The sequence below is a fragment of the Acinetobacter sp. AC1-2 genome, assembly GCF_016124155.1.
Taxonomy (GTDB): Bacteria; Pseudomonadota; Gammaproteobacteria; order Pseudomonadales; family Moraxellaceae; genus Acinetobacter; species Acinetobacter calcoaceticus.
Genome location: NZ_JABFFO010000002.1, coordinates 153,864 through 175,287, shown reverse-complemented (window position 1 = coordinate 175,287; position 21,424 = coordinate 153,864). Strand labels below are relative to the sequence as shown.

The 21,424-nt window shown below is 39.0% G+C and carries 22 protein-coding genes; 12 read left to right on the top strand and 10 right to left on the bottom strand.

Annotated features, from left to right (window positions below; translation table 11 throughout):
- Positions 1–127 precede the first annotated feature (127 nt).
- From HL290_RS11000 to HL290_RS10990, 3 genes are all read left to right on the top strand, one after another.
- Positions 128–760, top strand: coding sequence for a LysE family translocator (locus HL290_RS11000; RefSeq protein ID WP_003654740.1), 633 nt, complete (start codon positions 128–130; stop codon positions 758–760).
- A gap of 116 nt (positions 761–876) precedes the next feature.
- Positions 877–1,812, top strand: a complete 936-nt coding sequence (locus tag HL290_RS10995) for a lauroyl acyltransferase (protein ID WP_198496486.1) — start codon at positions 877–879, stop codon at positions 1,810–1,812.
- Positions 1,813–2,083: 271 nt separating this feature from the next.
- Positions 2,084–3,184: a glycosyltransferase family 4 protein gene (locus HL290_RS10990; RefSeq protein ID WP_198496485.1), complete on the top strand. Its 1,101-nt coding sequence runs from the start codon at positions 2,084–2,086 to the stop codon at positions 3,182–3,184.
- 54 nt (positions 3,185–3,238) lie between these two features.
- On the opposite strand, the gene gltP is transcribed toward HL290_RS10990, so the two are convergent.
- The gene (gene gltP, locus HL290_RS10985; RefSeq protein WP_132070931.1) at positions 3,239–4,525 is read right to left on the bottom strand and encodes a glutamate/aspartate:proton symporter GltP; all 1,287 of its coding nucleotides are present in this window, start codon (positions 4,523–4,525) and stop codon (positions 3,239–3,241) included.
- Positions 4,526–5,233: 708 nt separating this feature from the next.
- A complete protein-coding gene (locus HL290_RS10980; protein ID WP_198496484.1) occupies positions 5,234–6,343 on the bottom strand; it encodes an endonuclease/exonuclease/phosphatase family protein in 1,110 nt (369 codons plus the stop codon).
- A gap of 187 nt (positions 6,344–6,530) precedes the next feature.
- On the opposite strand from HL290_RS10980, the gene asd reads away from it, so the two are divergent.
- The 5 genes from asd (at position 6,531) to truA (ending at position 12,302) form a co-directional block, all read left to right on the top strand.
- On the top strand, positions 6,531–7,649 hold the full coding sequence (gene asd / locus HL290_RS10975) for an aspartate-semialdehyde dehydrogenase (RefSeq protein WP_003654731.1): 1,119 nt from the start codon (positions 6,531–6,533) through the stop codon (positions 7,647–7,649).
- 148 nt (positions 7,650–7,797) lie between these two features.
- Positions 7,798–9,150, top strand: a complete 1,353-nt coding sequence (locus HL290_RS10970) for a FimV family protein (RefSeq protein ID WP_198496483.1) — start codon at positions 7,798–7,800, stop codon at positions 9,148–9,150.
- A gap of 59 nt (positions 9,151–9,209) precedes the next feature.
- Complete coding sequence (locus HL290_RS10965) at positions 9,210–10,463, top strand: hypothetical protein (protein ID WP_198496482.1); 1,254 nt, start codon at positions 9,210–9,212, stop codon at positions 10,461–10,463.
- A 55-nt stretch (positions 10,464–10,518) separates the two neighbouring features.
- A complete protein-coding gene (locus tag HL290_RS10960; RefSeq protein WP_198496481.1) occupies positions 10,519–11,490 on the top strand; it encodes an asparaginase in 972 nt (323 codons plus the stop codon).
- Positions 11,491–11,504: 14 nt separating this feature from the next.
- Positions 11,505–12,302, top strand: coding sequence for a tRNA pseudouridine(38-40) synthase TruA (truA, locus tag HL290_RS10955; protein ID WP_056483204.1), 798 nt, complete (start codon positions 11,505–11,507; stop codon positions 12,300–12,302).
- Positions 12,303–12,328: 26 nt separating this feature from the next.
- Here truA and HL290_RS10950 read toward each other — a convergent pair whose 3' ends face one another.
- Complete coding sequence (locus HL290_RS10950) at positions 12,329–13,339, bottom strand: AraC family transcriptional regulator (RefSeq protein ID WP_151743532.1); 1,011 nt, start codon at positions 13,337–13,339, stop codon at positions 12,329–12,331.
- Positions 13,340–13,602: 263 nt separating this feature from the next.
- On the opposite strand from HL290_RS10950, the gene infA reads away from it, so the two are divergent.
- Complete coding sequence (gene infA / locus HL290_RS10945; protein ID WP_001284370.1) at positions 13,603–13,824, top strand: translation initiation factor IF-1; 222 nt, start codon at positions 13,603–13,605, stop codon at positions 13,822–13,824.
- 51 nt (positions 13,825–13,875) lie between these two features.
- Here infA and HL290_RS10940 read toward each other — a convergent pair whose 3' ends face one another.
- A complete protein-coding gene (locus HL290_RS10940; protein WP_003654719.1) occupies positions 13,876–14,247 on the bottom strand; it encodes a lysozyme inhibitor LprI family protein in 372 nt (123 codons plus the stop codon).
- Between the two features lie 173 nt (positions 14,248–14,420).
- Between HL290_RS10940 and HL290_RS10935 the strand changes: the two genes are divergently transcribed.
- Positions 14,421–14,828 (top strand): hypothetical protein, encoded by a 408-nt coding sequence (locus HL290_RS10935; RefSeq protein WP_198496480.1) that lies wholly within the window; start codon positions 14,421–14,423, stop codon positions 14,826–14,828.
- Between the two features lie 52 nt (positions 14,829–14,880).
- Here HL290_RS10935 and leuB read toward each other — a convergent pair whose 3' ends face one another.
- From leuB to leuC, 4 genes are all read right to left on the bottom strand, one after another.
- Entirely contained in the window at positions 14,881–15,960 is a 1,080-nt protein-coding gene (leuB, locus tag HL290_RS10930) for a 3-isopropylmalate dehydrogenase (protein WP_004640985.1), read from the bottom strand.
- A 33-nt stretch (positions 15,961–15,993) separates the two neighbouring features.
- Positions 15,994–16,584, bottom strand: coding sequence for a hypothetical protein (locus HL290_RS10925; protein ID WP_003654712.1), 591 nt, complete (start codon positions 16,582–16,584; stop codon positions 15,994–15,996).
- 112 nt (positions 16,585–16,696) lie between these two features.
- Entirely contained in the window at positions 16,697–17,344 is a 648-nt protein-coding gene (gene leuD, locus HL290_RS10920; RefSeq protein ID WP_003654711.1) for a 3-isopropylmalate dehydratase small subunit, read from the bottom strand.
- Positions 17,345–17,362: 18 nt separating this feature from the next.
- Positions 17,363–18,781 carry a 3-isopropylmalate dehydratase large subunit gene (gene leuC / locus HL290_RS10915; protein WP_005037045.1) on the bottom strand — a complete coding sequence of 473 codons (1,419 nt, stop codon included), beginning with the start codon at positions 18,779–18,781 and terminating at the stop codon, positions 17,363–17,365.
- Between the two features lie 237 nt (positions 18,782–19,018).
- Here leuC and HL290_RS10910 point away from each other — a divergent pair, with 237 nt between their 5' ends.
- The gene (locus HL290_RS10910) at positions 19,019–19,273 is read left to right on the top strand and encodes a DUF2061 domain-containing protein (RefSeq protein WP_003654707.1); all 255 of its coding nucleotides are present in this window, start codon (positions 19,019–19,021) and stop codon (positions 19,271–19,273) included.
- Between the two features lie 115 nt (positions 19,274–19,388).
- The gene (locus tag HL290_RS10905; protein ID WP_004640979.1) at positions 19,389–20,249 is read left to right on the top strand and encodes a LysR family transcriptional regulator; all 861 of its coding nucleotides are present in this window, start codon (positions 19,389–19,391) and stop codon (positions 20,247–20,249) included.
- 8 nt (positions 20,250–20,257) lie between these two features.
- Here HL290_RS10905 and HL290_RS10900 read toward each other — a convergent pair whose 3' ends face one another.
- Both HL290_RS10900 and HL290_RS10895 read right to left on the bottom strand, forming a co-directional pair.
- Positions 20,258–20,509 (bottom strand): hypothetical protein, encoded by a 252-nt coding sequence (locus HL290_RS10900; RefSeq protein ID WP_004640977.1) that lies wholly within the window; start codon positions 20,507–20,509, stop codon positions 20,258–20,260.
- 126 nt (positions 20,510–20,635) lie between these two features.
- Positions 20,636–21,379: a sporulation protein gene (locus HL290_RS10895; protein ID WP_004640976.1), complete on the bottom strand. Its 744-nt coding sequence runs from the start codon at positions 21,377–21,379 to the stop codon at positions 20,636–20,638.
- Between the last annotated feature and the right edge of the window lie 45 nt (positions 21,380–21,424).

Sequence of the window (21,424 nt, the reverse complement as noted above, 5' to 3'; positions counted from 1 at the left end):
CACATTCCTATAATGGATTATATCTTCGCTATTTTTAGTATTTTAAAATAGCCTTGTGCTTGAATATAAGACTTATAAAAATAATTATGTTATATGTATATGCATAATAATATTGGAGTGATTTCGCATGCTGGAGCTTTCTCAAATTTTGGCATTTGGACTAATTTGTTTGGCGATGGTACTCACTCCTGGCCCCAATATGATTTACCTGATTTCCCGCTCAATTTGCCAAGGGAAAACGGCAGGATTTATCTCTTTAGGCGGGGTAGCTGCAGGTTTTATCTTTTATATGCTTTGCGCATCTTTTGGTATTACGGCGTTAATTGTTGCTGTTCCCTACGCCTATGACACTATTCGTATTGCGGGTGCAATTTATTTACTCTGGCTTGCATGGAAAGCATTACGCCCAAATGCCTCCCCTATTTTTAATGTAAAAGATTTATCAGTAGACTCCCCAGCTAAACTCTTTTTAATGGGTTTTGCCACAAACTTGCTTAATCCTAAAATCGCGATTATGTATTTATCTTTACTGCCGCAGTTTATTCACCCACAACAAGGCAGTATTTTATGGCAATCAATCCAACTTGGTACGATTCAAATTTTTGTAAGCGTTTCAGTAAATGCTCTTATTGTACTTTCCGCAGGTAGCATTGCACTTTTTCTACAAGAAAAGCCTCTTTGGGCAAATATACAACGCTGGCTCATGGGAACTGTATTAGCCGGACTCGCTGTTAAAATTCTTTTAGAAAATCGCCGATAACCCAGCCTTTTTATTTCAAAATCTCTTAACACTCAATTGAACAGTGTATTACGACGATAAATTCAGTTCGTGATACACTTTTGCCAGTTTTAATTTTTTGAAATCTTTATATCGTTATGAGCCAAAAGCAGTCTTATACGCCCGGTGAATTTCAATGGTCCTTTTTATTGCCTAAATATTGGGGTGTTTGGATTGCTATTGTTTTTTTAATGCTTTTGGCTATTTTACCATGGGCCATACAATGGCGTCTGGCGCATAGCGTAGCTCATCTGGCTTGGAAATATCTAAAATCACGCCGTAAAACAACTATTCGTAATTTAGAAGTCTGCTTTCCTGAATGGTCTGCCGATAAAGTTCAGCAACAAGCTCAACAAGTTTTTGTCGATATGATGCTTGGGGTGTTTGAAACCTTAAATGCATGGTACAACCCGCGCTGGTTTAAAAACCGATTCACCATTGAAGGTTTAGAACACATTACCAATGCCCAAGCTCAAGGCAAAGGTGTTTTATTACTGGGGACTCATAGCACGCTTCTTGATGCAGGCGGCTATCTTTGTGCTCAATATTTTGAACCTGATGTTGTCTATCGCCCTCAAAATAATCCATTACTCGATATGCTTATTTATCGTTGCCGTGGCACGATTTATAAAGCACAAATCGATCATGATGATATGCGTGGTTTAATTCGTCACCTTAAAGATGGTGATGCAATTTGGTATAGTCCCGATCAAGACTTTGGTTTAAAACAAGGCATTATGGCACCTTTCTTTGGTGTACCAGCTGCCACAGTCACTGCACACCGCCGCTTATTAAAAATCTCAAAAGCAGTCGCCGTGCCTTTATATTTCTACCGTCATGGGGATATTAAGAACCCGAAATATCATGTTCTGATTGAACCTGCCGTCGACAATATGCCAAGTGATGATGAAGTTGATGATGCAACACGCGTCAATAAAATTATTGAAAATCAGCTTCGAATCGCACCGACTCAATATATGTGGTTCCACCGCCGCTTTAAAACACGTCCTGAAGGATATGAAGAAATCTATTAAGATAAAGCTGTAATAATTTTAAATTGATAGTAGGCACTGCCTCAATTTAAAGTGAAATTCAAATACTATCGAATAGGCAGACCTTACTTTTTAGGGATAAAAAGCAAGCAAAAATCCTTTGTTCCGCTAATGTTACTTCCTTGTAACACAGCGAAACAGCGACATCCATGTCGCTATCACGATAGTAAATTCCAGATATAGATTTATTATTTGAGATGACGATGTATCTATGAATCATCCATCTTCTATGAACGTATAAGGCAAAAAAACAATGAAAGTGATGCAACTTCTCCCAGAACTCAACAGCGGTGGCGTAGAACGCGGCACACTTGAAATCGCACGTGCGCTTGTTGCACAAGGACATCAGTCTTTAGTTGTATCCAACGGTGGGCGTTTAGTCTCACAACTCGAAGCTGAAGGTTCTACTCACTTAACACTACCGATTCATAAAAAGTCACTTTCAAGCTTGTGGCAGATCCGGCCTTTACGCCAGCTTATTGAACAGCATCAACCCGACATTGTTCATGTACGCTCTCGTGTACCAGCATGGTTAACTCATTTTGCTTTAAGAAAAATACCTGCGAACAAACGCCCTCACCTCATTAGCACGGTGCATGGCTTTTATTCAGTCAATCGTTATAGTGCGATTATGACTCAAGCCGAGAAAGTTATTGCTGTTTCTGATAGCGTGGTCAAATACATCACTGACCATTATAAAAATTGCCCACCACAAGATATTGTGCGGATTTATCGAGGGATTGACCCAGCTGCTTTTCCGCATAACTATCACCCTCCAGCACAATGGTTTAATAAAGTTTTTAATGACTTTCCTAAACTCGAAAATAAATTTTTACTTTGCTTACCTGGCCGTATTACACGTTTAAAAGGCCATGAAAGCTTAATTGAACTGATGCAACAGCTTCAGTCGCAATATCCACAACTACATGCGGTTGTTGTCGGCGGTGCTGACACAAAAAAACAAGCCTATTTAAGTGAGTTGCAAAACAACATCCAAAGCAAAGGACTCGCAGATAAAATTACCTTCGTAGGACATCGCTCAGATATACGTGAATGGCTCGCTTTTAGCGATATTGTGCTCTCTCTATCCAATCAGGCAGAAACATTTGGCAGAACAGCCTTAGAAGCGCTCTCAGTAGGTACGCCAGTCATTGGCTGGAACCGTGGAGGTGTTGCCGAGATTTTATCTAATGTGTATCCACAAGGTCTTGTTGAAGTAGGAAATGAAAAGGTTTTAGTGGAAACTGTGGAACAGCATATTGAACAGCCTCAAGTCGTTGCCCCTGTTACCATGTTTAGCTTGAAAGACATGTGTGATCAGACACTGGCACTATATGAATCTATACTGAAATAACCTCATAAAAAAACCCGCGATCAACGCGGGTTTTTACTACAATAACAAGGCAGATTATTTATAAGTTGCCTCATAAGCTGCTGCTTTCTCGCTGTCGTATTGTTTTTCCCATTTACTAATCACAAGTACTGCAAGTGCATTACCTACAACGTTCAATGCGGTACGCGCCATATCCATGATACGGTCAACACCAGCAATAAATGCTAAGCCTTCAAGTGGAATACCAACTGTATGTAACGTAGCTAATAACACCACGAATGATACACCAGGAACACCAGCAATACCTTTAGAAGTAATCATTAAGGTTACAACTAAAAGAACTTGTTGACCAATTGACATGTCAATACCATAAAGCTGCGCAATAAAGATAGCTGCAATACTTTGGTAAAGTGTTGAACCGTCAAGGTTAAATGAATAACCCGTTGGAATTACAAAACTAGAAATTGCTTTTGGTGCACCGTAGTCTTCCATTTTTTGCATAATACGCGGTAGAACAGTTTCCGAGCTCGCTGTTGAGTAAGCTAAGATCAGTTCATCTTTCAATATTTTCATTAGAATAAGGATATTGATACCGAATATTTTTGCAGTGATTCCTAAAACCACAAAAGCAAAGAATAAGATAGCTACGTAAACTAATACCACTAATTTAGCTAATGGAATTAATGATGCGAAACCGAAGTTCGCAACAGTTACAGCGATCAAACCAAACACACCAAATGGTGCATATTTCATAATGATGTGTGTCACACGGAACATTGTTTCTGACACAGCATGAAATACGCTTAACAATGGATCTTTGGTCTTCTCTGGCAATGAAGATAAACCAATACCAAATAACACGGCGAAGAAAATCACTGGCAACATTTCGCCATGTGCCATCGAGTTAATAATATTGGTTGGAATCATTGACAAAACTGTCTGTACCAAACCATGCGATTGAGAACCAACTTCTTGAGCTGTACTCTTATATTGAGAAATATCGGTTTGAACCAGTTGAGACATATCAATGCCTGAACCAGGATGGAAGATATTTGCCGCAACCAAACCAACTAAAATGGCAATCGTGGTAATAATTTCAAAATAGAGAATGGTTTTAAAACCAAGACGCCCTAAACTTTTCGTACTACCAACACCTGCAATACCTAAAATTAAGGTAGAGAAAACGATTGGAATAACAATCATTTTGATCAGGCTAATAAAGATCTTACCCATTGGCGTAAGAACATTATTCACAATACTATCTTTGATTTCAGGCTGGTTATGTAAAACAGCCCCTACAACTATCCCTAGGACTAAAGCAATTAAAATTTGCCAAGCAAGGCTAAATTTAAAATTCTTCATAAGACAATCCTTATGCACCGCAAAGTATCAAATATGAGAGGGAGAAGACCACTAACTAAGAGTGAAACCTCAATATGTACAATAATTTCCAAACAGAAATTTAAATGCACAAACAAATCACAACTCGCCGATCCGGCGAAATAAACAACAATGCCTGTTGACGATCCAACATGTCAACGATCGGCACATTCTATTGAGATTTGCCAATTAAACAACCCCAATTTATATCTAAATAGATCAAAGCCTATATTTATTCATCAATAATCTATAAAAACAAAAACTTATCAAAAAAAAATTTTGTATCTATTTTCATTGAAAATTGCTCAGATATATTCAGATATATAAAGAACTTATGAACTATTACCTATAGTTAAATAGCTTTTTAAATTAAGATTAACTTAACAATATTTCTTGTATTTGCAATGAATTAAATAAGGTATATATATAATATTAACCCGAGTTCTGCGTCCTGCAAAACTCGGGTAAATGAGGTTGTGCTTTCAGGTTAATCGTTATTTTTATCGTTTCCGTTCCAACATCTAATCCGTGATGCTATTCCATATCAGCTTTGTGTATCCTTACGTGGGATCGTCCATTCCCGTTTCCGTGTGCCGATGAATGTAGAATAAGGTTTTTATAACCCCCTGCCTATTCGCCCTAGACTCAAATCTTTGTACGATATTGCTTACATCAATTTTTATATTCTTTTTATTTATAAGGCTGCGCAATTTTATCACTCACAATTTTTTCTTCTTTTTCAGCCTTTGCAATACCTTCTTGTATGGCACTTTGGGCCTCTTCATCATCATTTTGAGTTTGCTCCAATTCCTCTTGAACTTGTTCAAACACCCGACCAGTCTGCAAAACGACATATACAGGAAAATGATCCGATCCAATATGTGGCAACCGTTTCATTTTGACCAGACCAAAATCGGTACTATGAAAAATATGGTCTAAAGACCAACGTAGTAATGGATAATCTGCATGGAAGGTATTAATGAAATGTCGACCAACCCGTGGATCAAGTAGCCCGCTAATACGTTGAAATAAACGTGTAGTACGTGACCATGCTACATCGTTTAAATCCCCCATCACAATACAGCTTTCATCTAAGTCTTTAATCTGATCTCCAACAATTAAAAGCTCTGCATCACGTAAAGTCGAATCTTTCGCCTCGGTTGGACTCGGTGGCTTAGGATGCAAACAATAGAGTTGAACTGGCATACCAGATCGTAAAGTCACCGTGGTATGAATAGAAGGAGTTTCATCACTTAAAATAAATTTCACTTCCGTATTTGATAAAGGTAAACGGCTATATAAATGCATTCCGTATAAATTATCTAAAGGCACTGGAACGCGATAAGGATAATCTTCTTCAATTTCTTTTAAAGCATTTTCCCACGTCTTATCACTTTCCAGTGTAAGCAACAAATCTGGTTTTAATTGAGTGATCTGCTCAAGAAGTAAATGATACTTATCATTAGGGGTTAGAACATTCGATACAATTAATGAAATTTGCTTTTGCGGGTCTAACTGAGATGATCTCACCTGTTTAACCTGTTTTTTCCAGAGCAAGGTATAAGGCAAAACCATTTTAAGCTGATACGCTATGGCAGCGATGAGCACAGCAAGCAATATTTCACGCCATAGATTCCATTCGGTCGGCCAAAACAACATCCCGACAAAGGCTAATAATCCAACAAATAGAATCTGCAAACGCGGGAAATCGGCGCCCCGAAACCACCACTCATCACGAGGAATAAGTGACCAGAAACTTAACCAAATCACTAGACCAGTTAGAACTTCGATATAAATCATTGAATTTTCTCTTTTAAGATGATTTGGTTTTTAAAGTTTTTGTCATCTTTATCAATTTTGTATGTAACATAAACAAGATATTCTACTCAATAAACATGGTGTTTTGTTTCTGTAACGCTTGCAGTTGTGGACACTTTTGATACACTCAACTCCCCCTAACAATTTTAACGCACCGAGGCAAAATGACATGAAAGTAGGTCTGGTCGGTTGGCGCGGGATGGTCGGTTCCGTCCTTATGCAACGTATGGTTGAAGAGAATGATTTTGCTCATATTGAGCCATTTTATTTCTCTACCAGTAATGCAGGTGGTGAAGCTCCTTCATTTGGTGGTAAGACTGCCCCAGCACTTATGGAAGCTACAGACATTAATAGTCTGAAGCAAATGGATGTCATTATTACCTGTCAAGGTGGTGACTATACGTCTGAAGTTTTCCCACAGTTAAAAGCAACTGGCTGGAATGGCTACTGGATTGATGCAGCCTCAACTTTACGTATGTCAGATGATGCAATCATCGTTCTTGACCCAGTAAACCTTAACGTTATCAAAGATGGTTTGGCTAACGGCACTAAAACTTTCGTAGGCGGTAACTGTACTGTATCGCTTATGTTGATGGGTTTAGGTTCACTTTTCCAAAACAATTTGGTGGAGTGGATGACTGCTATGACTTATCAAGCAGCATCAGGCGCTGGCGCACAAAACATGCGTGAGCTAATTACTGGTATGGGCTACTTATATAACAATACCAAAACGTTGCTAGATGATCCTAAATCTGCAATTTTGGATATTGACCGTCAAGTTGCCGAGTTACAACGTGGCGAAGGTTTCCCATCTGCTAACTTTGGCGTGCCATTAGCTGGATCGTTGATTCCTTATATTGATAAACAGCTTGAAAGCGGTCAGTCAAAAGAAGAGTGGAAAGGTCAAGTTGAAACCAACAAGATCTTGGGTAATTCACAAATTGTTCCTATCGATGGTCACTGTGTCCGTATTGGAGCGATGCGTTGTCATTCTCAAGCATTGACTATCAAGTTGAAAAAAGATGTCCCACTTGATGAAATCGAAGATATGATTCGCACTTCAAACCAATGGGCAAAAGTTGTACCAAACACTCGTGAAGCGTCTATGACTGACCTTACACCTGTTGCTGTAACTGGTACTTTAACTGTACCTGTCGGCCGTTTGCGTAAACTTAACATGGGTAAAGAATATTTAGGCGCATTCACAGTAGGCGATCAGTTACTTTGGGGTGCTGCTGAACCTTTACGTCGTATGTTACGTATCTTAGTAGAATACAAAAGCTCATAATTTGGTCTGAATTATTCAGTCAAAACAAAAAGCCGATCACATTAGATCGGCTTTTTCGTAACTGGTTTGTGAAAAATTTACAATTTATTTACATTTCATTATTGTATAATTTTGAACGACTTTACGACTTATTAGGTCATGGATTGAGATGACTGTTTATAACAAATTAAAAATTGCCATTTTCACCATTATGTCTTCGCCATCTATTTATGCGATTACATTAGACCCTATACAAATTCAGTCCGCACCCGGCGATTTGTTATATGCAGAAATGAACTTCCAGCAAGCTGATCCCAATTCTACTTTGCAAGTCAGTTTAGCAACCCCCGAAGATTTAAGTGCTTTGGGTGTGACTCATCAACCTCCGGGAAATCTTAATTTTTATACACGACAAAATGGTCAAGGCTCTGGGGTTATTGTCATTACCTCATCCCGTCCTGTTATTGATCCCGAGCTCAATATTGTTGTAAAAATCAGTGAAGGTTCTGCAACTCGTTTACAGCATATCAAAACTGTAATTAAGCCTTCTGCTATAAAAAAGACCGAAAATAACGAAAGTACTTTATCGCCTCAGCTTATTGTGAATGAAAAAGATATTGCTTTAAATCTGCCGGAAAGTACCCGATATACTTCATCTGCTCCTGCCCTAGCTACCACTAACTCGAATAGTGAACAAAACCTGAATATCAAGTCTGGGACTGTCCCAACGATAAATACAAATTCATCTGCGCCACTTAGCGAAAACTCTTCGGCTCAACAAGTTGTAACAAGCACTATTCCTGATCAGGCAGCAACAAAAAATCAAATTACATCTGCTATTAAGAAGTCAGATGCAAATAATTCGCCAAAAACACCAGTTAAAAAGTTAGCAGTACAAAAGAAATCTGTTCCATCCAAAAATCTCAGTCAAAATGCTGCAAAGAAACAAACAATAAGTCCATCTAGAGGACCAGTAACTTCAGGTAAATATGTAGTACAACACAATGAGTCTCTATGGAGCATTGCTAATCGTATTGCAGCGAAAACCAAACAGCCAGTTGCGAAAGTCATGCACGATATCCAAAAACAAAACCAGCATGCTTTTATCCAAGGTGATGTAAACCGTTTACGTCAGGGAATCGCTCTAAAACTCGCCCATACTCCTGTCTCTAAAACTCAGCAAAATAAATCAAAAACAGAAATAACGCATACTGCAAAATCACCTTCTGGCAAAGCTAAATACCGTTTGCAACAAGCAGAAATGAGTATCGTGGCTGAAAACAGCCAAAATTCTACACATGGAAGTGCTAAAAAGAGCACACAACAAAGTCAAAACAATACTGAGTTAGCAGTAAAAGTTATGACAAAAAGAGAAAAAAACGTTACATTACAAAGGAATGTAACCAAATTAAATCAAACTTTACGGTTAAAAGACCAACGTATTCAACTTTTGAATGCGCGTTTGGCAGAGTTACAACAGCAGTTACAAGCACAGCAAAACACTCACAAGCAAAAACATTAAGTTAAAACCAGAGTTAGCTCGCTTTATATTGCAAATATTTATTTTTTAAGGGGAAAGTAATGTTATATGTGATTCCGTTCATCATATTGCTCGTGGTCGCTGTTATTTTTAAAAAACGCGAGAATAGCCAGAAGCAAGAGGCCACCTCCCCTAAAACGGTAAATAAAAAAACCAATAAAAAAGCAAACTCTAAATCGAGTAAAAACTCGCGTGAAAAAAGTAAAGTAAATGTGGTAGAAGAAACTCTTCCACCTATTCCACAAAGTAGTCCTCTTCCAGAAGCTGTACGTCAAAAAATTAAACAGCTCATTCAAGAAAAGCAATATTCAGCCGCTGAAGCTCAGGTAAATCAGGCGCTAAAAAAAGATAATACTCAACATGAGCTTTATTTATTATTGCTTGAAGTTCATATTGCACAGAAAGATGAATTTGCCATAACACAACTGATTAGTCATATTCGAAGTCTGGCATTACATGAAATAGTGACTCAAGCTGAAACTAGACAAAAAGAATATGAGTCATCAAGACAACCTGATGCTATCGATTTCCCTCAAGCTCAAACACACGAAGAGCCAAAAAATACACCAGACACAACAGCTCAGTTTGACCAGTTAACAACAAGTTCTTCTGAAGCTTCTTTTGATGACTTGCAGAAAGACTATACACCTGTAAAGCAAGAACCTGCTGTTGAAGTTGAGCCTCTGGAATTTAATTTCTCATTTGAGCAAAAAACAACAGAAGTCGACTCTGCTAAACCTGAAGATAAAATTAGCACTGAAACAGCCAGTGAAACAAATGACTTAAATACTTTAGAGTTTTCATTTGATTTAGAGTCTATCCCAAATAAAGCAGAAAAGTCTCTTGAGACTACCGCTGAATTGACTGTTGAAACAATCAAAGTTGATACAACCGCTACGCCAGACATTGATCTTGATTTTAGTAATTTTTCAATAGACAAAGAGTCTGATGCACAAAGCAATAACTCTCAAGAAATCGTCTTAGAAGAAAATATTCAAACTCAGCCATTATCAGTTGAAACCCTTGAGTTTTCTTTAAATCCTATAGAGTCTGAAGATAATCAACCGAATTTAAATGAATCAGAACTTAGCCTTGAAAACAACGACCCACTTGTTCAGGCTTTTCCAGAATTAAAACAGTTAGATGAAAATGAACTTGACTTAAAACTTGCAGAGCAATACATCAAGTTAGGTGCTTACCCAGCAGCGCACGCCTTGTTGGCAGGTAATGAGCAAAAATTCAACACAGAGCAACAACAACGTGCGAAAAATCTACTAAATCGCATAGCTTCTTAAGGCTGATCGTTTTACCATAAGCAGTCAAAGATGACTGCTTTTGTGCCTGAAAAAGATGAAAAAAATAGCCTTATTTTATATGGGTGGTACTTTTGGCTGTGTAGGTGAACCTTTAGCGCCTATGCCATATGACCAATTCTTACCCCAACTTGAAAAAGTTATACCACCTCACTTAACGGTCGACTGTTTTGCTGCCCCAAATATTGTAGATAGCAGTGCTTGTACAGCGCCCGACTGGCTACGTCTTATTCAACGCATACAACAACTACAACTTGAAGGCTATCAGCACTTCGTCGTTATTCATGGTACAGATACTCTCAGTTATGCTGCAGCGACTCTAGCTCGTTTTCTAGGCCAGAGCTGCCATATAGTTATTACTGGCAGTCAATATCCTCTCCTGAATATTCAAGGAAATGATACCCGTGAGTTTACCGATGCAATTGATAATCTATATCTTGCATTAGAGCAGGCGATTAGCTTACCTGTGGGTACTTACCTTGCGTTTCATCATCAAGTATTTCATGCTCAAACTGTGTTAAAGACACATACGACTGAACTTGATGCTTTTTCTGGTCTTAAAGCTGAGTCTGAATTTACACCTCAGCAAAACGGGCTGATTGTCCAAGATACGCAAATCGAACGTGCAGCATCTTTTCAAATTTTTAATTGGATGATGCAACCTATCGCGACCACTCAGCTCGTTCAACAATTACGAAATTTACTGCCAGCCCCACCTCAATTTTTAGTATTGCAAGGTTTTGGTACTGGAAACATAGCTGTTAATCAGGAACTACTCGCAACATTAGATGAGCTCTATACACATGGCTGCGTTCCGATTCTTACGACTCAAGTTACGTTTGGTGGTATTGATCAACGCTATGCAATTAGTGAGTGGACGAAAACTGCAAAAATTGTCATTAGTGATGCACATAGTCATGCAGATCTCTATGCAAAAGCACTTCAAATCTATTTAAAATACTCAACCCCAAAACAATGGTTCAGCCATTGGAACGAAAATTTGCATTAAATAGAGGTAAAGCCATGCAACGTTATGCAGTCGGTATTGAATTTAGCGGAGTTCAATATCGAGGTTGGCAAACACAACAGCCAGGCGTTGCCAGCGTACAAGAAACCATTGAACGTGTGCTTAGCAAAGTCGCAAATGAACCTATAGCACTTCATGGTGCTGGTCGTACCGATGCAGGAGTACATGCGACAAATATGGTGGCACACTTCGATACGCATGCCATTCGCCCAGAAACAGGGTGGTTAAGAGGCGCAAACAGCCAGCTACCTAAAGATATCTCCATTCAGTGGATTAAACTGATGGATGAAAGTTTTCATGCCCGTTTTAAAGCGACTGCTCGACGTTACCGCTATATTATATATAACACTCCTCATCGCCCTGCACTATTGCATAAACAGGTTACTCACATTTACCAACAGTTAGATGTGAAAAAGATGATTGAAGCAGCTAGTAAATTTGAAGGTACTCATAACTTTGAAAGCTTCCGTGCAGCGGCCTGCCAATCAAATCAGCCTGTTCGACATGTAAAACATTGCCGTTTATTTGAACATGGACGTTATTTGGTTTTAGATATTCAGGCAGATGGTTTTTTACACCATATGGTGCGTAATATTGTTGGGTGTTTACTCGAAATTGGTCAAGGTATGTATGAAATTGATCATATCGATGCAATGTTTGCTGCACAGGATCGTAAGGCAGCAGGAGTCACTGCCCCGCCAGATGGTCTTTATTTTATTCAGTGTAATTATCCTGAGCAGTTTGATCTGCCTCAGCCGCCACTTGGACCACATTGGCTAAACTTACCTGAGTAAGCTTAGCCTGTTCTACATATACTTATTTAGCGATGCTGTTTACGTTTCCGATATTCAACCGGTGTCTCATTTGTCCAACGCTTAAATGCGCGGTAGAAAGTACTTGGTTCCGAGAAGCCTGTTAAATACACAATACGTTCAACACTCTCATTGGTATTGGCCAAAAGTTTTTTAGCTAATCGGCAACGATAGTCAGAAAGTATTTGCTGAAAACTGGTATTCGCCTCACTTAGCTGAGTACGTAAGCGACGTGGGGTAATATTCAACTGAGCAGCAACCGTTTCTAAGGTTGTTTCTCCACTTTCCAGCGTTGAACCAATTGCTCTACGAACTTCACCCACTAGATCATAACGCGCTAATTCTTGTAGTTTTTCAATCGCAAGCTGCTCATGCAATTGCAATAATTCAGGCTCTGCTTGCCAAAGCTGAAAATCTAGAATAGCGGGATCAAAATATAAACGTGTTTCTTTTTGACCTAAACTAACCGGACAGCCATATACGCGGAAATATTCATCCTCAGCTGCTCCTTCGCTGAAGTTAAAATCGATAAAGATCGGATGAAATTGCCCTTCGGTAATAAATTTAAAAAATCTAAGGATGCCCGAAATTGCACATTCAGAGAAATGCCGATTAACAAGATTATCAGCACCGATCTGCTCGCCATTGGTTAAATAACAGCGCCCTTCTTCAATCACTAGTTTTGCATCAAAGGCATCACTAATGAGTCGCTGATAAGCTAAAGCCCGCTTTAGGCCCTCACCAAAAGTTTCACTACTAATAAATAGATGTTCAATGACCTGACCACGATATAAAGGCAAATGTTCGCCCAAATGCAGTCCGATATCTGGATCTTTACTGACTTCCTGAGCGGCAGTCCAAAAGGCATACTGTGCACTTAACGGTGTACGTGCATTCGTATCAACCTGATTTAAAGCAACTCCCGCTTTGGTTAATATTTCTTCTGTTGGCAATCCCGCACGACGAATCGCTTGATAGCCAAAGCGTAATACAACTGATGCATCTGTTAGCTGACCCACGCAGTGCCCTTCCATGTAGATACTTCATTGATATTTAGGGCCGTTGACTTTTACGCAATTAACAGTCCCTAATAACTATGATTTTAGATTAGCGTTGATTGACCAAACTGACAACAGAATTACACTTCTTTTGTGAAAAAAATTACATCTTTTTTTATTAGTCATACTTTAACCAGATGCTTGAGTAGAAGTATGTCTATCTTGTTTTTTTTAAATAAATTGACTATAATTTGCGCCTTTCCAATTTGATCATCAGGTAGGCTATGGCCAATAAAGAGGAACTCATTGAGTTCGAAGGCGTTGTCACCGAAACGCTTCCTAATACGATGTTCCGTGTACGTCTTGAAAACGGTCACGAAGTTATTGCACACATTTCTGGTAAAATGCGTAAACACTATATTCGTATTCTTACTGGCGACAGTGTAAAAGTCGAAATGACTCCATATGACCTCACTAAAGGTCGTATCACGTACCGTGCTCGCTAATTAGTGAATGCAAAAAAGCCACTTCATGATGTGGCTTTTTTATTGCGTTGTTTATTCACTTAAGCGACTAGTTTTACATCCCACCGTTTGGCATTCACGCAATCTTTCTTGCAGCCAATGGTTTCTTTCCTGCGTTGTCTGTAAACGGCATTGCACGTCTACGCTATTTCTATTTGAATCTGTACACTCAGCATCACGTTGACGTATCCATGCGAGCTGAGATTTCTTAAGAATATTTTTTTGCGCGGTATTTAACTTTACTCGCAATGCTTGATAATTCTTATTCAGATCTACATCAGCACTCGCATAGATTTTATTTGTACAGTAAATATCATCATAAGTATTGCGGGCACTATCACAGTTATCTGCATAGACGACAGTCATTCCTAAACTGCATAAAAATGCAAAAGCTATTTTTCTCATCGTATTTTCCCTTAGTTTTCTACAAAATTATTATTAGAACGGTTTGAATGTAAGGATAAGTCTAAAGGTAAGTTCACCTTCCATTTATCATAATCTTCCTTTTTTACTTTACAAGCATTCAAATCCAACCTATTGTTCTTTAATAATAAATATAATTTTTTATTGAGATAAAAATGAATATACACACCCGATGTAAAATTGGCCTACTTTGTTTGATCATGATGAATGTGAACGGTTGTACTAGCCATCCACGCCAATCTATAGATTTACAAGAGTATTTAAAGAGCTTTCTAGGCAAATCTTCTGCAACCATTCGACAAGACATCAATCTACGTAGTCTTGGTTTTCAAGTCGCTAATGCTCCACAGAAAACACCCAATCAACTCATCTATACGATTTTACGCCCATTAAACATCCCAATTCCGATGGTGACTAATGTCGATATGAGAGGTAATTCTGTCGCTATACAGTCAGGTAATCTGGGTGGCAATTCTTACGATGTGAATTTCAACTGCAAAGTTATTTTTCAGCTTAAAAATGATATTGCCGAGTCTATTCAATATGAAGGTAAAGCCTGCTAAAACATAGGCATAAAAAAACGCAGCGTTGAGCTGCGTTTTTTATAAGAAACTTTTAAGCAAGAGCAGCTACAACTGCCTCACCCATCTCGGCTGTACCAACTTTTGTCATACCTTCAGACATAATATCTGCTGTACGTAAGCCTTGATCAAGTACTTGACCTACAGCATCTTCAATTGCTTTTGCAGCAGCTTCTTCACGGAATGTATAACGAAGCATCATTGCAACAGAAAGAATAGTTGCTAATGGATTGGCAACATTTTGACCCGCAATGTCAGGTGCAGAACCATGGCAAGGCTCATACATACCTTTGCCATTTTCATCTAAAGAAGCTGATGGCAACATGCCGATTGAGCCTGTAAGCATTGCAGCTTCATCAGATAAGATATCGCCAAACAAGTTACCAGTTACGATCACGTCAAACTGTTTTGGCGCACGTACAAGCTGCATTGCAGCATTATCTACATACATATGTGAAAGCTGAATGTTTGAATAACTCGCTTGCTGCAAATCAGTAACTGTTTGCTTCCAAAGTTCTGTTACTTCTAAAACGTTCGCTTTATCGACTGAACAGACTTTACCACCACGTAAACCTGCAAGTTCAAAAGCAACTTTTGCAATGCGCTTAATTTCACTTTCAGAATAAACGTCAGTGTTATAGCCTTGTTTTTCGCCGTTTTCGAGTTCACGAATACCACGTGGCTGACCGAAATAAATACCGCCAGTAAGCTCACGAACAATCAGAATATCTAAACCAGCAACAATTTCAGGTTTTAAGCTAGAAGCATCTGCCAATTGCGGATATAAAATCGCTGGGCGTAAGTTAGCAAACAAGTTGAGTTCACTACGAATTTTTAAAAGCCCACGTTCAGGACGGATAGAACGCTCAATCGCATCCCATTTTGGTCCGCCTACTGCACCCAGTAAAATTGCATCAGCTTTTTTTGCCTGTTCACTCGTTACAGCTGGATACGGTTCGCCATGTGCATCAATTGCCGCACCACCCAATAGGCCATGTTCCCAAGTCAACGATAAATTAAATTTTTCATTTACTGTATTTAATACTTTTTCTGCTGCCCCAACAATTTCAGGACCAATACCATCACCAGCTAAAATTAAAATCTGTTTAGACATGAACTTTTTCCATTTTCCAAAAAACAAGCAGTGTTATGACGACCGCGGTGTTAGTTTTTTCTGTTCAAGGAACTCGCCTAGCCCTGTTGTTACATCAAATGGTCGACAAAAACGGCGAATAACACGCTCATCTTGCTCTAAGTCGACACATAATGGATCTGGTACAGAAACATTCAGCAAACTACCCGAACGGTTAGTTTTGTCTCGGTACATTTTAAATGTATAGCGATGGTTGGCATTAAACTGGTGAATCACATGGATTGTTTCGGCCCGATCTGGAGAAATCGGATAAAAACGGATCACCACTTCATATTGTTTCGCAGGCACAGATAAATATAAACTGTTGGTTTGCCCGAGCACTGAACCGTGCAACCGTACAATTCCTTGATGAATTGCCTGATTACTAATTCGTCGTGTTTGCGCATCCACTACAGTAATATCATTGAGTCGTTCAAATTCACAACTCTTCGCGCCCGAACAATATATTGCTGCATTCTGCCCCAAATTTTCTTGTTCAGCCTGCTTAATACGGACAGTATCCACTACATTGTACGTGCTCTGACAAGCACTGAGTGTTATTGCGCACAGGCTCAACAAAAAGCTATGAGTAACGTTCCTCTTCATTGTTCAAGCCCAATCCTCATCTAGTGCATAATTTTAAGGTGTTTTTATGCTTTAGCATGTTAGCAAGAGTTTGAACACTACGCCATGGCTATGTTTAAAATGTACCAAAAGGTTAATTTAACTCTTGGAATACCCAAGGACGAACCTGTTTAGTTTTTTCTTCATAAGCGCGAATTGCATCCGCATTTTGAAGCGTTAAACCAATATCATCCAAGCCATTTAACAAGCAATGCTTGCGAAATGGGTCAACTTCAAATTTAAAAGCTTCACCTGTTGGGGTACGCACTTCTTGAGCCGCTAAATCAATTGTTAATTGATATCCTTCATTGGCAGCGCATTCTTTAAATAACTGATCGACAATTTCTTCTGACAAAATGACAGGTAACATGCCATTTTTGAAACAGTTATTAAAGAAAATATCAGCAAAACTTGGAGCAATAACAGTACGGAAACCGTATTCATTCAATGCCCAAGGTGCATGCTCACGACTTGAACCACAACCAAAGTTAGTACGAGCAATTAAAACATTTGCCCCTTGATAACGTGGTTGATTCAAAACGAAATCCGGATTTTTTGGACGAACTGAATTATCTTGTCCCGGATAACCTTCATCTAAATAACGAAGTTCATCAAATAAGTTATCACCAAAACCAGTACGTTTGATTGATTTCAAAAACTGTTTTGGAATAATTAAATCTGTATCAACATTGGCACGATCTAATGGTGCAACGATACCTTGTTCAACTGTATAAGCTTTCATGGTTTGCTCCAGACCGAATTAAAATGAACGAACATCAACAAAGTGACCTGCGATTGCAGCAGCCGCCGCCATTGCTGGGCTCACCAAGTGAGTGCGACCACCATTGCCTTGACGACCTTCAAAGTTACGGTTAGACGTCGATGCACAGTGTTCACCTGGTTGTAATTTATCTGCATTCATTGCTAAACACATTGAACAACCCGGTTCACGCCATTCAAAACCTGCTTCCAAGAAGATTTTATCTAAGCCTTCTTTCTCTGCCTGTTGTTTAACTAAACCTGAACCCGGAACAATCATGGCTTGCTTAATGCTAGAGGCTACTTTACGGCCTTTAACCACCTCAGCCGCAGCACGGATATCTTCAATACGAGAATTAGTGCAAGAACCAATAAAGACACGGTCAAGTTGAATATCAGCTAATGCCTGACCTGCATTTAAGCCCATATATTGATAAGCACGCGTCCAGTCATTACGTTGAACATCATCTTTAGCTTGTTCTAAAGTTGGTACAGCCTCTGTTACCGGAATAACCATCTCAGGTGAAGTTCCCCAAGACACTTGTGGTTCGATCTCTGCACCATTTAATTCAACTACAGCATCAAAGGTAGCATCTTCATCTGAATGCAAAGTGTCCCAGTAAGCAACTGCTTGTTCCCATTGCTCGCCTTTTGGTGCATAGCTGCGGCCTTTCACGTATTCAACGGTTTTGTCATCGACAGCAACCATGCCTACACGAGCACCTGCTTCAATCGCCATGTTACATACCGTCATACGTCCTTCAATCGACATATCACGGAAAACTTGGCCACCGAACTCAATTGCATAGCCTGTACCACCAGCAGTACCAATTTTAGCAATAATTGCCAACACCACATCTTTTGGTGTCACACCTTTACCTAACACGCCATCTACACGGATTAACATATTTTTAGATTTTTTCTGAATCAAACATTGTGTTGCTAACACATGTTCAACTTCAGAAGTTCCAATACCATGTGCCAAACAACCAAAAGCACCGTGTGTTGCTGTATGTGAATCACCACACACCACAGTCATGCCCGGTAAAGTTAAGCCTTGTTCTGGGCCAACGACATGCACAATACCCTGACGGATATCATTAATATTAAATTCAACAATATTAAAGGCTTTACAATTGTCATCTAAGGTTTGAACCTGAATACGAGACGTATCATCTTCAATACCCGCGATGCCTTGCTCACGTTCCTTTTTAGATGTTGGAACGTTATGGTCTGGTGTAGCAACGTTCGCACTTAAACGCCATGGTTGACGACCCGCAAGTTGCAAACCTTCAAATGCTTGTGGACTAGTCACTTCATGCAATAAATGACGGTCAATATAAAGTAAACATGAGCCATCATCACGCTGTGAAACAACGTGGTCATCCCACAATTTGTCATATAAAGTTTTGCCTGCCATGTCGTCTTGCTCCATTGGACTGGGTAATTCTAATCTTTCTTCGATTATAGCCAGAGTTTCACATAAATCTAATTTATCATTTTTATAAATTAGAAAACTTTTTGGAATTAATCATAATCCCTTCTATACACATCAAATTTAATAAATCGTTTTTGTTAATGATTATCATTTGCATAATCAATTTTTAATCTTATACTCTCATCTCTATACTAAAAATATCTAAAGTGGCTAAAGAGAATGATCATGGCTAATATTCAAAAATTCGTTGTAAATAATCAACGTACCTTAAAGAAAACCTTCAGCTATTACATTATGCATATTAGCGTAGCGATGATAGTTGCATACTTTGTAACAGGTAATATCTGGATGGCTTTAACTTTAAGTATGCTTGAGCCAACCGTACAAGCATTTGCTTTTTTCTTTCATGAAAAAGTATGGGCAGCTAAAGACCGCCGCATTTCAGCCTTAGCTGAGAAAGAGACAACGGCTTAGGCTAAGATTAGTGCGGTAATTCATAACTTTCTAACTCGTTTTGCTGCAAGCATGATACGATTTTGGCTTGGCAACTTTAGCCCCTCGATTTTTCTATTCCAAGTTGAGTTGTATTATGAATCTTGCAGCCTTTGAAGCTTTTGTAAAAGTTATGGAAACAGGGTCTATCTCTGTGGCAGCAGATCAATTATTTATTACTCAACCTGCTGTAACCAAACGGATTCACAGTCTAGAAGAATATTTTGGTGTCAAACTATTTGAGTCCGCAGGCCGAGGCGTTCAAGCAACTCATGCCGCTCATTCATTGTTACCCAAAGTTAAAAACTGGCTAAATGAGCTTGGAGATATCCATCACACCCTAAGCCATGAGCAAAATCAGGTACAAGGTCGTTTAAAAATTGGAACCAGTCACCACATTGGTTTGCATCATTTACCCGCGCCCCTTAAACACTTTGTTCAGCAATTTCCTCAGGTCACCTTAGATGTGCATTTTGTTGACTCAGAGCAGGCGCATGAAAAAGTGCTTGCCGGTGATTTAGAGTTAGCATTTTTAACACTTCCCCCTTCAGGTGATGAGCGCCTTAACTACATTACCATCTGGAATGATCCTTTAGTTTTTGTTGCTGCCCCTTTTCATCCACTGGCACAAAAAAAGAATCTGACCTTACAAGATTTAATTGAATATCCGAGCTTGTTACCCGCTGCACAAACTTACACTGCTCAAATCACTTTAGCAGAGTTTGAAAAACAAGGGCTTAAACCTAAAATCACCATGAGTAATAACCCGCTTGAGTCTATTCGTATGCTGGTATCTATTGGTTTAGGTTGGTCAGTTTTACCAAAAACTCTATTGAATCAGGATATGCAGCAGCTTGATTTAGATGTAAAAATGAATCGCCAATTAGGCATGGTATGGCATCCTGCGCGCACTCAATCCAGAGCTATGCAGGAACTGATTAAAATGATGCAAGAGTAGTTGAATTATTAGCGACTATATTTTTTAAAAAGGATGTAAACCAGAACAGCAAAAGGTAATAGTAAAAATAGGATGCCCCAACCAAAGAAAATAGCGGCAAAGATAATACCGAGTAAAGTACCTGAAAATAATAAAAAAATAATGTAAATGAAGAGCTCACCAATGAGTGTGATGAAACCGTCAATCAGTTGCCCACCAAATTCTTCAAGAAGATTACCTCTACGGGTCTTCTTTTCTTCGGTCTCATTCTGATTATCCATCATATCCTCCACATCATAACGACCGATTTAAATCGCCCTTACTCTCAATGCAGCAAAAGCGATTTAAATATAAAGCTCTTTTCAAGTTGATAAAAAACTCTCATTTGATGCGCATAATTTAATTTATCAAAGCTGCAATAGGCTTCGAATTTGTTGCACCATTTGGTTTTCATCAAGCATATGATGTGGAATGGTCATCGTTAAGAGTTGATCTGATCGAAAATGACGGTCAACTTCAAGCATAACGTGAGTTTGTTTAGGTTCAGCAACGAAAGAGACTTCAACCTCATTAAACCCACTAAACATATGTGAAGAGACAAATTCAAGCTCTTGGTAACAACCAATTGTTGATCTAAAGTTTCGTGCAGTAAGTTGACCTTTTTCTACATCAACTGTTGATAAAATAAAGCTACATCGCTGCATGGCCTGTAAAAACATTTGCATAGCGGGAGTTGGCAGCACTTTTAAATAATCACGATCAGTTGCATCTAATCCCCAATCAACATCCATATGAGTTTGAATCCAAACACGTGTACCATTTCTTCGACAAGCGACTTCGGTAATCGGTGTCTCAAATGGTAATTGAATACTGAAAGGGAAAGAATGAGCTTGATGTGCTGGCAATAGAAAACGAGAATTTACTAACCACTCTTGTAAGACCAAAGGTTGATTAAACTCATGGTCACCAGATTCAACTTCTGCCATTGTCATCAACTTCAAATAAAGACCATTAATCTCTTTATCAGATGATCCCCCCTTGAAGCTAATTTCCCCATGCAGTGTCTCGCCTGCTTGCAAGTTTGGATTGTGTAAAACGGTTTCTACCGTTACACCTTGAAGACCCAAACCAGACATAATTTTATTAAACATTTTTTCTCTAACCTTTCAAATTATTTCATGTCATTTGTAGCAGCA